The 14955-nt window shown below is 70.5% G+C and carries 12 protein-coding genes and 3 pseudogenes; 12 read left to right on the forward strand and 3 right to left on the reverse strand.

The features are described from left to right. Positions 1-11: 11 nt before the first annotated feature. Positions 12-164 carry a hypothetical protein gene (locus ACFY7E_RS32150; protein WP_389491217.1) on the forward strand — a complete coding sequence of 51 codons (153 nt, stop codon included), beginning with the start codon at positions 12-14 and terminating at the stop codon, positions 162-164. 160 nt (positions 165-324) lie between these two features. Here the strand turns inward: ACFY7E_RS32150 and ACFY7E_RS32155 are convergent, their stop codons facing one another. Together ACFY7E_RS32155 and ACFY7E_RS32160 are read right to left on the reverse strand one after the other, a co-directional pair. Beyond that, positions 325-750, reverse strand: a complete 426-nt coding sequence (locus ACFY7E_RS32155) for a hypothetical protein (RefSeq protein WP_389491219.1) — start codon at positions 748-750, stop codon at positions 325-327. Positions 751-923: 173 nt separating this feature from the next. After that, the gene (locus ACFY7E_RS32160) at positions 924-1340 is read right to left on the reverse strand and encodes a GNAT family N-acetyltransferase (RefSeq protein WP_389491221.1); all 417 of its coding nucleotides are present in this window, start codon (positions 1338-1340) and stop codon (positions 924-926) included. Between the two features lie 870 nt (positions 1341-2210). Here ACFY7E_RS32160 and kdpF (ACFY7E_RS32165) point away from each other — a divergent pair. The 10 genes and pseudogenes from kdpF (ACFY7E_RS32165) (at position 2211) to ACFY7E_RS32210 (ending at position 13704) form a co-directional block, all read left to right on the forward strand. Beyond that, entirely contained in the window at positions 2211-2300 is a 90-nt protein-coding gene (kdpF, locus tag ACFY7E_RS32165) for a K(+)-transporting ATPase subunit F (protein WP_389491224.1), read from the forward strand. 230 nt (positions 2301-2530) lie between these two features. Beyond that, positions 2531-3868 (forward strand): ATP-binding protein, encoded by a 1338-nt coding sequence (locus ACFY7E_RS32170; protein ID WP_389491226.1) that lies wholly within the window; start codon positions 2531-2533, stop codon positions 3866-3868. Positions 3869-4438: 570 nt separating this feature from the next. Further along, positions 4439-4576, forward strand: coding sequence for a hypothetical protein (locus tag ACFY7E_RS32175; protein ID WP_389491228.1), 138 nt, complete (start codon positions 4439-4441; stop codon positions 4574-4576). Further along, positions 4573-4662: a K(+)-transporting ATPase subunit F gene (gene kdpF, locus ACFY7E_RS32180; protein WP_063885358.1), complete on the forward strand. Its 90-nt coding sequence runs from the start codon at positions 4573-4575 to the stop codon at positions 4660-4662. Before ACFY7E_RS32175 ends, kdpF (ACFY7E_RS32180) begins: the two co-directional genes overlap by 4 nt. Positions 4663-4670: 8 nt before the next feature. Then, a complete protein-coding gene (kdpA, locus tag ACFY7E_RS32185) occupies positions 4671-6335 on the forward strand; it encodes a potassium-transporting ATPase subunit KdpA (RefSeq protein ID WP_389491231.1) in 1665 nt (554 codons plus the stop codon). Positions 6336-6364: 29 nt separating this feature from the next. Continuing rightward, the gene (gene kdpB / locus ACFY7E_RS32190; RefSeq protein WP_389491242.1) at positions 6365-8473 is read left to right on the forward strand and encodes a potassium-transporting ATPase subunit KdpB; all 2109 of its coding nucleotides are present in this window, start codon (positions 6365-6367) and stop codon (positions 8471-8473) included. A 6-nt stretch (positions 8474-8479) separates the two neighbouring features. Further along, on the forward strand, positions 8480-9151 hold the full coding sequence (locus tag ACFY7E_RS32195) for a potassium-transporting ATPase subunit C (protein ID WP_389491233.1): 672 nt from the start codon (positions 8480-8482) through the stop codon (positions 9149-9151). 108 nt (positions 9152-9259) lie between these two features. Beyond that, positions 9260-9949: pseudogene (locus ACFY7E_RS32200) on the forward strand (response regulator). A 13-nt stretch (positions 9950-9962) separates the two neighbouring features. Then, complete coding sequence (locus ACFY7E_RS32205; protein WP_389491235.1) at positions 9963-12506, forward strand: ATP-binding protein; 2544 nt, start codon at positions 9963-9965, stop codon at positions 12504-12506. Positions 12507-12669: 163 nt separating this feature from the next. Continuing rightward, the gene (locus ACFY7E_RS32210; RefSeq protein WP_389491237.1) at positions 12670-13704 is read left to right on the forward strand and encodes a magnesium and cobalt transport protein CorA; all 1035 of its coding nucleotides are present in this window, start codon (positions 12670-12672) and stop codon (positions 13702-13704) included. A 203-nt stretch (positions 13705-13907) separates the two neighbouring features. On the opposite strand, the pseudogene ACFY7E_RS32215 reads toward ACFY7E_RS32210, so the two are convergent. Continuing rightward, positions 13908-14426, reverse strand: a pseudogene (locus tag ACFY7E_RS32215) (diaminopimelate decarboxylase family protein); the annotation flags it as partial. A 247-nt stretch (positions 14427-14673) separates the two neighbouring features. Between ACFY7E_RS32215 and ACFY7E_RS32220 the strand changes: the two are divergent. Next, positions 14674-14955, forward strand: a pseudogene (locus ACFY7E_RS32220) (hypothetical protein); the annotation flags it as partial.

The following is a 14955-nucleotide window of genomic DNA, read 5'->3' on the forward strand; positions in this document are numbered from 1 at the left end:
CAGAAAGCTGAATGCAGCAGACACAGGTCCTCTTCCCGACAGGCACCGAGGCCCGCGGGTGGGCGATGTCCGGCACCCACACGGAGAACACGGCCGAGGCGGCCCAGCACAAGACGCCTTCTTCCGAGCCGCCCCCGCCCCCCGGCTTCCGTCGCTTCGGCTGACGACGTCGTCGACGTCCTGTGGGTCGTCGCGCGTGGACGGTGCCACGGGTGCTTCGTGTTGACACCCGTGCCCGGATTGGTGCCGGGGCCGGAGGAGGCCCGGTTCGTGGCGAAGGACCCGGCCGTCCTCGCCGCGCTCGTGCTGGACGCCACGGAAGGGCTATTGCAGGCCGGAGACCTTGAAGACGCAGCGCGCCGTCTCCGCGTCAACACGGAAGGAGAGGCGGGCGAGGTCGGCGGTGCCGTGGGTCAGGGTGCCGCGCCGCCGGGAGGCGTGGGCGCCCATCTCGATCCGCAACCACAACTCCGGGTTGGCAAGGAGGACCCGGAGGTCGACCTCGGCCCGCGATCCCTCGTCGTCCCGCAGGATCAGACGCCGGGAGGTGCCCTCCGGCCAGGAGACCGAGGTCAGCCGGTCGATGCGGACCGCCCTGGTGAGCCACGGTCCCTGGACCACGAGCAGGCCCTGTGCGACTCCCACCCGTGCGGGCAGCAGGACCACCAACAGGAGCGCGGCCAGGACGATCCACCCCGCCGTGCCGAGCAGGGTCGGTTCGTGCACGCAGGCGTCGACGCCCAGCGACATCCCGAGCAGTGATCCCGCGCACGCTGGGGCGGAACACGCTTCGCCCGCCCAGCCCGTGTCGTGCAGTACGTCGTCGACGGGGCCGGGTACGGGTCGGGGAGCGGGAAGCGGGGGCTGCATGGCGCTGACGCTAGACGTTCGGGACGGAGGAACCGGCTGGGGCTACGCATTGTTTACGCGGTGGCGGACAGATTTGACGCGCCGCTGACGGGGAGGGAACCGGTCGTGTGGTCCATGTACTCGCGGACCAGCCGGAAACCACCGGTCCAGGCGAGAAGACGGCTCGCACGGTCGCCGCGCGAGCAGCTCCGGGTGGCGGTGTGCCCCTGGGCGGTGATGTCAGCGGTCAGCCCGGCGAGGCAGGCCGAGCCCAGGTGTTGCCGCCGCTCTCGGGGGCCGGTGGCGCAGACCACCTCCTCGTACCGGCTTCCGACGAACCGGGTACGGGCCACCGCCGGCACCTCGTTCCTGCCGAAGGCGGCCCAGCCGCGTCCGGACCGTGCGAGTGCCGCAGGACCGTCCCAGGTGGAATCGATCCGGCCGGGGCCCGGGGCCCGGGGCGGCGGCGAGCGCCGGCCCGTCCTGGGCACTCAGGCAGGCGCCGGACGACCACCCCGCGCCGGCACACCGGCCACACGGTGGACGTACAGCATGCGGTGCCAGGGAAGCAGCAGGTCGAAGACCGCGCCCAAGACGGGCAGGAACCGGTCCGGAGCCGCCATACGCCGACCGGCCAAGGGGGAGAGGTCGGCCGGCGAGCGCGGTCGGATCGCCCGCCAGGAGGGCGTGGGAGCCGCATGTCACCGCGACGGCACGGGGGGACGCGGCGCGGTCGGCCCACCAGGTGCCGTGACCGGTGGCCAGGACGTGCTCGGTCAGTGCCGCGATGCCGGGTGCTCCGGAGCGGAAGGCCCGCGCGGGAGCCGACGGCTGGTGGGCCGGGTGCGGGATCACGGGAAACCTCCGGCGGTGAGGGGCCACGCACTGCTTACCGCGACCCCTCGGGTCCACGGCACGCGGGTGCCGGACGGCAAGACGACCCCCGCCCCTGTACGGCCCGGGACGGTCGAACCACTGACGTCCTCGGGCCGGTGAGCTGCCGAAGACGAATCCAGCCGCCCGGAGCCTTGCTGTCGGCGGTGAAGCGCAGGCTTTGACGAGACCCATACGACGCGAGGATGTTCTGGCCTGTGGGGACGGGAGGTGACCGCAGACCCGGCGCGTACCGGACATGTCCGTGACGAGCCCCGCCCCGTACCCCCGGAATCCGCCTTCGCCGGCCGGACTCGTCCGATCGTGTGATCCGCCCGTACGAGACCTGTCAAGGCTTCATCAGCGTTCACGGTCCACACGGCAGGGCAGCGTCAAAGTGGATGAGCGGCCGCTCCGCTCCCGTTTCGATGGAGGGGAGGACGACCGCATCCCGGCGTCCGCCTTCCTCCAAAGGGAGTTGATCGTACGTGACCATCGAGAACGTGATCGGTCTCATCGTCGCCCTCGGCATCGTCGGCTACCTGGTGGCTGCGCTGATCAACCCGGAGAAGTTCTGACCGGCTCCGGGCGTCGGGGGCGGTAGTACCGGACGGGTGCTCGGATCCCGGTCGGCCCCTCGGCGCCCAGGAAGACCCGATGTCTTCGCCGGACGCGGCGTCGGTGAGACGGACGTCACATCCTCCGGAGACATCGACGTGCGCATGCTGACGCACGAGCGGGCCGGGCGAGGGCACGGAGCGCCCGCGCGGCCCCGACCCTGTCGCTGTCCCGGCGTCTCGCGGGTCCGGTGGCCGGGATCGTCCTTCCGGCGCTGCTGCCCCTGTTGCTCGACCGGGCCCGGGGAACCCTGACCCCGAGCGGCGAGGCCCTGCTCCTCTTGGTGACTGTGGTCGGGGCGGCACGCATCGGAGGCTTCGTCTCCGCTCTCGTCGCCGTGGTCACGGCGTTCCTTCTGCTCGACCGCCGGTTCCTGCCGTCCGTCGGGACGTTCTCCTCCCACGACATCGACGACATGCTCGTCCTCGGCGCGTTCGTCCTGGTCGCGGGAGTCGGCGCAGTGGTCGTCGACCGGTCGCTGCGGCTGGCGCGCCGCGCCGCCGCCGAGGCGGGAACTCTCTCGGCGCTCACCGGGTCTGCCGCCCGAGGCGAACACCCCGTTCCGGCGCTCCTCGCCCGTATGCTGGAGACCTTCGGTGCGGGCTCCGTGGAACTGGCCGGCCGTCCCGTGGACGACCCCCACGCCAGCCAGGTCGCCGTCGGCGACGACGCCTTCCTCGTTCTGCGGAGGTGCGTGCTGCACGCCGCCGAACACCGCCTCCTCGCCGCCTTCGCCGCTCACGTCACCGCGACGGTCGAGCGCGCCCGTCTCGTCGAGGCGGCGACCGGGGCGGAACCGGTGAAGGTGGCCGAGCGGACGCGGACCGCCCTCCTCGCCGCCGTCGGTCACGATCTGCGGAACCCCCTCGCGGCCGGTTGGGCCGCCGTCGCCTCGCTGCGCAGCCCCGATGTGGACTTCACCGCCGCGGAACGCGACGAGCTGCTCGCCACCGCCGACGCGTCCATGGCCCGGCTCAGTCGGCTCGTCGAGGACCTGCTCGTCATGAGCCGCCTCCATGCCGGGGCCCTGACCTTCACCCTCCGCCCCACCGCCTGGGACGAGGTCCTTCCCACTGCCCTGGGCGGGCTCCCGGAGGCGGGGAGCCGGGGGATCGCGCAGGAAACGGAGGAGGCACCGCTCGTGCTCGTCGACCCGCCCCTGCTGGAAAGGGTCGTCGCCCATCCCGTTGCCGACGTGGTTTGCCACTCCCTGCCCGGACGGCCGCTCCTCGTCGGTGTCAGCGCGCTGTCCGGCCGGTCCGAACTGCGCGTCGTCGACCGCGGAACCGGCCTGCCGAAGGCCGTCCGCGACCGCGTTTTCGAGCCGTTCCAGCGGCTCGGCGACACCGACAACACCACTGGCGTCGGGCTCGGCCTGGCATTGGCCCGCGGGCTGACCGAGGGGACGGGCGGCACGCTCACCCCGGAGGACACCCCCCCGGGGGGGCGGACTGACCACGGTGGTCTCCCCGCCCCGTGCGGAAGGCCCCGCCCCGGTCACTCCACTCCCGTACGCGGCGAATCCTGAGGCCGTACGGACCGCGTGCCCGGCCTGGCACGGGATCCGGGCGTGCCGGAGCGAGGGCCGTCCCGTGGACACGGACACGGACGGGGCGCGGATGCCGGGAGGTACGGCCGTGGCCGGTTTCGCACGCTCAGGAGCAGCAGGAGCCCCCTCGGGTGGCAGCCGCGCGCGTCGGTTGTGGGAGGTGTCCGCCGACACCGGGGCCGAAGCGTGCCGGGCCCACAGCAGTCCTTGCCCCGCCAGGCGTCGCGGCCCGCCCCGACGGCGGCGAGCAGGTGGTCCAGGACGTGGCCGAGACGTCCGTCGGCTAGTCCGTACCGGTCCCGGCGGCTGTACGGGAAGGGCCACCACGAGTCTGTGGTCCCACAGAGACGCCGAGCGGGCGGAGAGGCCGGGCCGCGAGACCTCCGAGTCCAGAGGACCGTGAATCCCGAGAAGGGATAGGACTCCGTCCGGGCGGCTCTCTGACGGTTCCCGGGTCCCGTGGGAGGCGGCTCCGCGTAGAGGACGCGTCAAAAGGGGCGTCCAGGACGTAAGGGGGGCGTCAATGAAGGCAGTGAGCGGCTGAAAAAGATGTTTCCTCATCTCGTCCGAGAATCCGCTTTCCTTCTTCATCGGGAGCTCACGATGGCCGATCTGGCCTTCGTCGTCGCTACGGTCGCGCTTTTCGCGCTGGTGGCGTTCATCGCCAAGGGGGTGGCGAAGCTGTGACTGTCGAGAACGTCGTCGGTCTGCTCGTCGCCGCCGCCCTCCTTGGCTATCTCGTCCTCGCCCTCCTCAAGCCGGAGAGGTTCTGAGTCAAGAGATGAGTCCTGTTCTTGCCGGCGTGCTCCAGCTTCTGGCGCTGGTCGTCACCCTCGGCCTGTCCCACCGGCCGCTGGGCGACCACATGGCGAGGGTGTACGCCTCGGAGAAGCACTACCGGCCCGAGAGGTGGATCTACCGGGCGATCGGCGCGAACCCGTCGGTGGGGATGCGCTGGCCCGCCTATCTGCGTGCGGTGCTCGCCTTCTCCGCGGTGGGCGTGCTGTTCCTGTACCTGCTCCAGCGGGTGCAGGGGTCGCTGCCCGGTTCGCTCGGCTTCGTGTCGATCGACCCGGACCAGGCGTTCAATACGGCCGCGTCCTTCGTGGCCAACACCAACTGGCAGTCGTACTACGGCGAGCAGGCCATGGGCCACGTCGTGCAGACCGGCGGCCTCGCGGTGCAGAACTTCGTGTCGGCGGCCGTCGGCATGGCGGTGGCCGTCGCCCTGGTGCGCGGCTTCGCCCGCTCCCGCACCGGTGAGCTGGGCAACTTCTGGGCCGACCTGGTCCGGGGCACGGTCCGGATCCTGCTGCCGATCTCCGTGGTCGGCGCGCTCGTCCTGGTGGCGTGCGGCGCGATCCAGAACTTCTCCGGCATCCACGAGGTCGAGCAGTTCGGGGGCGGCGTCCAGCAGTGGAACGGCGGCGCGGTCGCCTCCCAGGAGGTCATCAAGGAGCTGGGCACCAACGGCGGCGGCTACTTCAACGCCAACTCCGCCCACCCCTTCGAGAACCCCAACGGGCTCTCCAACCTCTTCGAGATCTATCTGATCCTGCTCATCCCCTTCGCGCTGACCCGCACCTTCGGCCGCATGGTCGGCTCCCTCGAGCAGGGATACGCGATCCTGGGCACGATGGCCGTCATCTGGCTCGGCTTCACCGCTCTGATGATGTGGACCGAATTCGCGGGCAGGGGCCCGGCGTTCGAGCTGGCCGGCGGGGCGATGGAGGGCAAGGAGACCCGGTTCGGGACCGCCGGCTCGTCGCTGTTCGCGGTGGCCACGACGCTGACGTCGACCGGCGCCGTCAACTCCTTCCACTCCTCCTACACCGGTTTCGGCGGCGGCATCACCATGCTTGGCATGCAGCTCGGCGAGATCGCGCCCGGCGGTGTCGGCTCCGGCCTCTACGGCATGCTGATCATGGCGATCATCGCCGTGTTCATCGCGGGCCTTATGGTGGGCCGGACCCCGGAGTACCTGGGCAAGAAGATCGGCACCCGCGAGATCAAGTTCGCCGCCTGCTACATCCTGGTCACCCCGGCGCTCGTGCTCTGCTTCACGGCGGCTTCATTCGTCCTGGACACTCCGTCGAACTCGATGACGAACTCCGGCGCGCACGGCTTCTCCGAGATCCTCTACGCCTTCACCTCCGGCGCCAACAACAACGGTTCCGCCTTCGCGGGCCTCAACGCCGACACGCAGTGGTTCAACGCCACCATCGGCATCGCGATGCTCCTAGGCCGCTTCCTGCCGATGGTGTTCGTCCTCGCCCTGGCCGGCTCGCTCGCCGAGCAGCAGCCGGTCCCGAAGACGGCGGGCACCCTGCGCACGGAGAAACCGCTGTTCACCGGTCTCCTGGTCGGCACCATCATGATCATCGCCGGTCTCACCTATTTCCCGGCCCTGGCCCTTGGCCCGCTCACCGAAGGGCTCGCGGCATGACCATCGACGCGAAGAAGCAGCAGGACGCCATGTCCACCATGACCCCACCCACAGCAGCCCCCCAGCACGACGACCCCACCGGTCACCGGCCGACGCCGGGCAAGGTCGGCGCCGGCCTCTTCGACCCTCGACAGTTGGCCGCCTCCCTGCCCGACGCGCTGCGCAAGCTCGACCCGCGCGTGATGATCAAGTCACCGGTCATGTTCGTGGTCCTGGTCGGCTCTCTGGTGACCACCGTCCTGGCGGTCATGGACCCCACGGACTGGTTCGGTTGGGCGATCACCGCCTGGCTCTGGCTGACCACGGTCTTCGCCAACCTGGCGGAAGCGGTCGCCGAGGGCCGGGGCAAGGCCCAGGCCGACACCCTGCGCAAGGCCAAGACCGACACCGTCGCCCGCCGCGTCACCAAGACGGGTGAGGAGCAGGTACCCGGCACCGACCTGCGCGTCGGCGACCTGGTGGTCTGCGAGGTGGGCGATGTGATCCCGGGCGACGGCGACGTCGTCGAGGGCGTCGCGAGCGTCGACGAGTCGGCGATCACCGGAGAGTCGGCCCCGGTCATCCGCGAGTCCGGAGGCGACCGATGTGCGGTCACGGGTGGTACGAAGGTGCTGTCCGACCGCATCGTCGTGAAGATCACGACGAAGCCCGGCGAGACGTTCATCGACCGCATGATCAGCCTGGTCGAGGGCGCGGCGCGACAGAAGACGCCGAACGAGATCGCCCTCAACATCCTCCTCGCCTCCCTGACGATCGTCTTCCTGCTCGCCGTGGTGAGTCTCAAGCCGTTCGCGGTGTACGCGGGCGCCGACGCGCAGACCTCCCTGATCGTCCTGACGGCCCTGCTCGTCTGTCTGATTCCGACGACGATCGGCGCGCTGCTCTCCGCGATCGGCATCGCGGGCATGGACCGGCTGGTCCAGCGGAACGTCCTCGCGATGTCGGGGCGCGCGGTCGAGGCGGCGGGCGACGTCAGCACCCTGCTGCTCGACAAGACGGGCACGATCACCCTCGGCAACCGCCAGGCCGCCGAGTTCCTGCCTGTACGCGGGACGACCGCCGAGGAACTCGCCGACGCCGCCCAGCTCTCCTCCCTCGCCGACGAGACGCCCGAGGGCCGTTCGATCGTCGTCTTCGCCAAGGAGGCGTACGGTCTGCGCGAACGCCACCAGGGCGAACTCACTCACGCCGAGTGGATCGCCTTCACCGCCCGGACCCGCATGTCGGGCGTGGACGTGGACGGCCGCAAGGTGCGCAAGGGCGCGACCGGTGCGGTCGTGGCCTGGGTGAAGGAGCGGGGCGGACACGCCACCGAGGACGCGCACGTTCTCACGGACCGGATCGCCGAAGCCGGCGGCACGCCGCTCCTTGTAGCTGTGGAAGACGGTGAGGGCGCGCGCGTCCTGGGGGTGATCCACCTGAAAGACGTGGTCAAGGAGGGCATGCGGGAACGGTTCGACGAGCTGCGCCACATGGGCATCAAGACGGTCATGATCACCGGTGACAACCCGCTGACCGCGAAGGCCATCGCCGAGGAGGCGGGCGTGGACGACTTCCTCGCCGAGGCCACCCCCGAGGACAAGATGGCCCTCATCAAACGGGAGCAGACGGGCGGGAAGCTGGTCGCGATGACCGGCGACGGCACCAACGACGCCCCCGCCCTCGCGCAGGCGGACGTCGGCGTGGCGATGAACACGGGCACGTCGGCCGCGAAGGAGGCCGGCAACATGGTCGACCTCGACTCCAATCCGACCAAGCTCATCGAGATCGTCGCGATCGGCAAGCAGCTCCTCATCACCCGCGGAGCGCTGACTACCTTCTCGATCGCCAACGACGTCGCGAAGTACTTCGCGATCATCCCCGCCATGTTCGCGGTCGCCTACCCGAGCCTGGACAAGCTCAACATCATGGGACTGGCCTCACCCGAGTCCGCGATCCTCTCAGCCGTCATCTTCAACGCGCTGATCATCGCCGCCCTCGTGCCGCTGGCCCTCAAGGGCGTGCGCTACCGGCCTTCCAGCGCCGACGTGATGCTCCGTCGCAACCTCGCGGTCTACGGACTCGGCGGCCTGGTGGCCCCGTTCGTCGGCATCAAGCTCATCGACCTGCTCCTCTCTCTCATCCCCGGAATCGGCTGACCGACCATGAACAACTCAGCAGTGAACACGGGCCGAGTGCTCTGGGCAGGACTGCGCGCCCTCCTCGTCCTCACTGTGGTGTGCGGCGTGCTCTACCCGTTCGCCGTCACCGCCGTCGCCCAGCTCGTCCTCCCCGGCAAGGCCAACGGCTCGGAGATCAAGGACGCGAGCGGAAAGGTCGTCGGTTCCGAACTCATCGGCCAGCGCTACGACCTGCCGCTCAAGGACTGCGAGGAGACCGCGGCCCCGGACCTCAGGTGGTTCCAGCCGCGCCCTTCCAACGGCCTGGGCACCAACAGCGTCAACACCCAGTACTCGATCATCCTGTCCGGCGCGACCAACCGCTCCGGTGACAACGCCGACCTGATCCAGTGGGTCAAGGACGCCAAGGCCGCCGTGGTGAAGGACAACTCGGTACCCGGCCACACGGTGAAGCCCTCGGATGTGCCGGCCGACGCGGTCACCTCCTCCGGCTCCGGCCTGGACCCGCACATCTCCCCGGAATACGCCAGGCTCCAGGTCCACCGCGTCGCGGAGAGGAACCACCTGACCGTCGCGGCGGTGGACAAGCTCGTCGCCGACCACACCGACGACCGCGTCCTCGGCTTCGTCGGCGAACCCCGCGTCAACGTCCTGAAGCTCAACACCGCGCTCAAGGACTTGGCGGGCAAGGGCTGATGGCCTTCCCCCGGCAGTGGAGGAGACGAGGGTCCCGGGAACGGTCCGGGACCACCGTCCCACGCCGTACGACACGACCGTCATGTACAAGAGGAAGGCAGCACGTCGATGACGCGGGTGCTGGCGGTGGAGGACGACGCACAGCTCGCACGAGCGCTGGTGATCAACCTGCAGGTGCGCCAGTACACCGTGGACTCGGCACCGGACGGCGCCGTGGCGCTGGCCCTCTCCGCCGGCCGGCCGCCGGACGTACTGATCGTCGACCTCGGTCTGCCCGACATGGACGGCATCGAGCCGATCAGGAGCCTGCGGTACTGATGCCGGGCCCCCGTCCTCGTCCTGTCCGCGCGCATCGGCTCCGAGGAGAAGATCCGCGCCCTCGACGCCGGCGCGGACGACTACATCACCAAGCCGTTCGACATGGACGAACTCCTGGCCCGTCTGCGCGCGGCCACGCGCCGTGCGGTCGCGGCACCACCGTCCGGACCGGCCGCGGGCGGCCTGGTCAGCACCGACGGTTTCACGGTCGACCTGATGGCCAAGCGGGCGCGGCGCGAAGACCGCGAGGTACGGCTCACGCCGGCCGGATGGCACCTGCTGGAGATCCTGATCCGCCACCCCGGAAAGCTCGTCAGCCAACGCCACCTACTCGAAGGGGTAGGGGGGCCGGGCTACAACACCAAGACGAACTACCTACGTGTCTACATGGCCCAACTGCGGCGCAAGCTGGAAGCGGACCCCTCGCACCCGCGTCACCTGATCACCGAGCCCGGCATGGGCTACCGGTTCGAGCCGTAGGAGAGTCGCGCACATGAGACGCGGAAAGCTGCGCATCTACCTGGGAGCGGCCCCGGGTGTCGGCAAGACGTACTCTATGCTCTCCGAGGGGCACCGGCGCGTCGAGCGGGGCACGGACTGCGTCGTCGCGTTCGTCGAGCACCACGACCGGCCCCGGACCGAGGTCATGCTGCACGGCCTGGAGACGGTCCCGCGCCGTACGATCGAGTACCGGGGCACGTCCTTCACGGAGATGGACGTGGACGCGGTCCTGGCCCGGCGGTCCGCCGTCGCGCTCGTCGACGAGCTCGCCCACACGAACGTCCCCGGCTCACGCAACGTGAAGCGCTGGCAGGACGTCGAGGAACTGCTCGCGGTCGGCATCGACGTCGTCTCGACTGTCAACATCCAGCACCTGGAGTCGCTCGGGGACGTCGTCGAGTCGATCACCGGCGTCCGGCAGAAGGAGACGGTCCCCGACGAGGTCGTCCGGCGCGCCGACCAGATCGAACTGGTCGACATGAGCCCGGAGGCGCTGCGCCGGCGCATGGCGCACGGCAACGTCTACAAGCCGGACAAGGTCGACGCGGCCCTCTCCCGCTACTTCCGCCCCGGCAACCTCACCGCCCTGCGCGAGCTTGCGCTGCTGTGGACGGCCGACCGGGTCGACGCGTACCTCCAGGAGTACCGGACCGAGCACCGCGTCTCGAAGATCTGGGGTTCGCGGGAGAGGATCGTCGTCGGCCTCACCGGCGGCCCCGAGGGGCGCATCCTCATACGGCGTGCCGTACGTCTCGCGGAGAAGGGCGCGGGTGGTGAGGTGCTGGCCGTCTACATCTCCCGAAGCGACGGACTGACCTCGGCGTCCCCGAAGGAGCTCGTCGTCCAGCGCACGCTCGTCGAGGAGCTGGGAGGCACCTTCCACCACGTCGTCGGCGACGACGTGTCCGCCGGCCTCCTCGCCTTCGCACGCGGGGTCAACGCGACCCAGATCGTCCTCGGCGTGAGCCGCCGCCGGTCCTGGCAGTACGTCTTCGGGCCGGGCGTCAGCGCCACGGTCGCCCGTGAGTCCGGCCCCGATCTCGACGTCCACATCGTCACCCACGACGAAGCGGCGAAGGGCCGCAGCCTGCCGGTACCCGCCCGGACGCGGCTGGGCCGGTCCCGCACCCTGTGGGGTTGGACCGTCGGTCTCGCCGGGCCCGTCCTGCTCACCCTGTTGCTGAGCGGCGTCGCGCCCGACGTCGGCCTGGCCAACGACGTACTGCTCTTCCTGACGCTCACCGTGGCCGCGGCCCTGCTCGGCGGGCTCGGACCGGCCCTGGGGTCCGCGGCCGTCGGGTCGCTCCTGCTCAACTGGTACTTCACCCCGCCGCTCCACCGGCTCACGATCGCCGACCCGCGCAACATCACCGCTCTGGTGATCTTCGTCGGGGTCGCCGTCCCGGTCGCCTCCGTGGTGGACGTCGCCGCCCGCCGCACGCATCAGGCCGCCCGGCTGCGGGCGGAGGCGGAGACGCTCTCCTTCCTCGCCGGCAGTGTGCTGCGCGGGGAGACCGGTCTGGACGCCCTGCTCGAACGGCTTCGGGAAACCTTCTCCATGGAGTCGGTGGCGCTCCTGGAGCGCGACGCGGACACCGGACCGTGGTCCCGCGTCGCCGCCGTCGGCCACCGTCCGGCCAGCCGTCCCGAGGCCGCCGCTGTGGACGTACCTGTCGGCGACCACCTGGCCCTCGCTCTCACGGGCCGTGTCCTGCCGGCCGAGGACAGACGTGTTCTCGGAGCGTTCGCCGCCCAGGCCGCCGTCGTCCTCGACCGCCGGCGCCTCGTGGACCAGGCGGAGAAGGCCCGCAAGCTCGCCGAGGGCAACAGGATCCGCACCTCGCTCCTCGCCGCCGTCAGCCACGACCTGCGCACTCCGCTCGTCGGTATCAAAGCGTCCGTCTCCTCCCTGCAGGCCGACGACGTGGAGTGGTCGGAAGAGGACCGCGCGGAACTGCTCGCGCACATCGAGGACGGCACCGACCGGCTCGGTCACCTGGTCGGCAACCTCCTCGACGTGTCCCGCCTGGAGACCGGAACCGTCACGGCCGTGATCAGGGAGACCGACCTCGACGAAGTCGTCCCCATGGCGTTGCTCGGCGTCCCCGAGGGCAGCGTCGACCTCGACATCCCCGAGACGCTCCCGATGGTCGCCGTCGACCGCGGCTTGCTGGAGCGGGCCGTCGCCAACATCGTGGAGAACGCCGTCAAGTACAGCCCACAGGGAGAGAACGTCCTCGTCTCGGCGAGCGCCCTCGCCGGCCGCGTCGAACTCCGCGTCGTCGACCGCGGCCCCGGCGTCCCCGGCGAGGCCAAGGAGCACATCTTCGAGGCCTTCCAGCGCCATGGCGACGCACCACGCGGCGAAGGTGTCGGCCTCGGCCTGGCGGTGGCCCGCGGATTCGTCGAGGCGATGGGTGGCACGGTGGCCGCCGAGGACACTCCCGGAGGTGGGTTGACCATGGTGTTCAGCCTCCGCACGGCGGACGGCCCTCACCCATCGGGCCGGACCCCCTCTACGGAGAGGGCGACATGAGATCACTGGCGGACACCGGCTTCGACCGAAGGCGACGTGGGGTTTGGGGAGTGCCTGCTCGGTCGGCCTCGACGGCGAGTCCCGATCGTCCGCCGTTGAAGTCGGACGTCTGCCGGGCAGGTAGGTTGCCCCCTGATACGGGAACGAGTGGAACGAGGGGTCAGTGACACAGCAGAACGGCGAGGAAGAGGGGGGCCTGCCTTCGGCGGTGGTGGACTGCGCGCTGTACCAGGACGGCTGCCGGATCCCTGGGCAGGTAGGCCTGGAGGCGATCAAGAAGCGGATGGACCCGCAGGCCGGGCGGTTCGCGTGGATCGGTCTGTACGAGCCCTCCGCGGAGCAGTTGCAGGAGGTTGCCGACACCTTCGGCCTGCACCCCCTGGCGGTGGAGGACGCCGTCCATGCCCATCAGCGTCCCAAGCTGGAGCGCTACGGCGACATGCTGTTCCTGGTGCTGAAGACGATCGTCTACGTCGATCACGAGAAGGTCACCGCGACCAGCGAGATCGTCGACACCGGCGAGATCATGGTCTTCGCCGGGCCCGGTTACGCGATCACCGTCCGCCACGGCAGCGCGCCGCCTCTGGAAGGCGTGCGCCGCCTGCTCCAGGAAGACCCCCAGCAGCTGGGCCACGGGCCCGCTGCCGTCCTGCACGCGGTGGCCGACATGGTCGTCGACCGCTACATCGACGTCGCCGACGCCTTCGCCGGCGACGTCGACACCCTGGAAGCCGAGGTCTTCTCCCCCGACACACCCGTCGACGCCGCACGCATCTACCAGCTCAAGCGGGAACTGCTGGAGTTCAAACGCGCTGTCATGCCGCTCACCACTTCGCTGCAGCGTCTCGGCGACGGCTCCGTACCGGGCATCCCGCCGAAGGTGGCCACCTACCTCCGCGATGTCGCCGACCACCACCAGCGCGTCATCGAACAGATCCTGTCCTTCGACGAACTCATCACCGGCATGCTCACCGCCAGCATTGCCCAGCTCGGCGTCCAGCAGAACGCCGACATGCGCCGCATCAGCGCCTGGGCCGCCCTCATCGCCGTCCCCACCATGATCGTCGGCATCTACGGCATGAACTTCGAGCACATGCCCGAACTCACCTCCCCCTACGGCTATCCCGCCGTCTGGCTGATCATGATCACGGTATGCACGGTCGTCTATCGTGCGCTCCGCCGCAACAAGTGGCTCTGACCGGCGTTGCCGTCAAAGCAGTTCTTCTGCCCGATGCCGACGGCGCCGGTCTCATGAGAGAAGGGCCGCGCGGCAGACCAGTCCTCGAAGCCGGTGTCCCCGATCGACACGGGGACAGCAGAGGGGCTGCCAGGGCCGCCCCTCGCGAGATGGCGCCCCCGTCTCACCCCGGCCCCTTCACAGGCGGGGCCAAGGAGGCGATCTCATTTCCCGATGTCCCTGCTGCGGAGGTCGTCCAGCGTCTCGCGCCGCAGCAGTACCCGGGCCGTGCCGTCGTGGACCGCCACGACGGCGGGGCGGCCGACGAGGTTGTACCCGGAGGCCATGGACAGGTGGTAGGCACAGGCCACCGGTACGGCGAGCAGGCCGCCGGCCTTGCAGTGCCGGCCCACCACGGTGACCGCACGGGCTCCGGCCGTTGAGCGGCGGCCGACGAGACGGGGCGCGTAGAGCGCTCCGTACAGGGCAGGACGCGGGTTGTCACTCATGCTCCCGTCGACCGCGGCGAACACCTTTCCGCCGGTGTGCTTGACGGCGAGCACCCGGTACAGGGCGATCCCGGCCGGTCCGGCCACGGCCCGTCCGGGCTCGACGACGAGCCGGGGGCGGGGCAGCCGGGCGGCGGCCCAGCCCTCGGCGAACTCCGCGCGCAGCCGCCGGGCGAGGGCGGAGACATGCAGATCACCCACCTTCCTGGCCGGGGCCTGGCCGCCGCCGACATCTCCTTGATCGGCATCCGTCACGAGGGTGCTCACGCCCTCGTCACAGACGGCCTGTATCTCGACCCCAGCCGCGTCCTGCGCAATCCGGCTGATGACCCGGCGATGCGTTACCGCACTGGCCTGGACGCCGACGTCTACGCCCACGTCCTTGCCACTCCTGGCGCACTGGAGGTGATCCTCCGGGCCGCCGTGCATACTGCGCGCCCTGGCCGACGAGGTGCCCGTGGGCCGTCTGGTCAGGCTCACGGTGGCGTGCCAGGGAGGCCGGCACCGCAGTGTTGCGGTGGCTGAGACGGTCGGCCGGCTCGTCTGGGAGGCGTGGAGCGGCGCGTACGGGGTCGGCATCGAGCACCACCACATCGACCACCCGGTCCTGGCCCTCTTCGCCCCCCGCCTGACCTGCCGGGCGTATTCACAGGGGCGGGGGCCCCCGGGGGGCGGGGGGGGGCCCCCCGGGGGGGGGGGTGGGGGGGGGGGGGGGGGGGGGGGGGGGGGGGGCGGGGGGGGGGGGGGGGGGAGTGGAGGAGGG

The organism is Streptomyces sp. NPDC012825, from assembly GCF_042900925.1.
GTDB lineage: Bacteria > Actinomycetota > Actinomycetes > Streptomycetales > Streptomycetaceae > Streptomyces.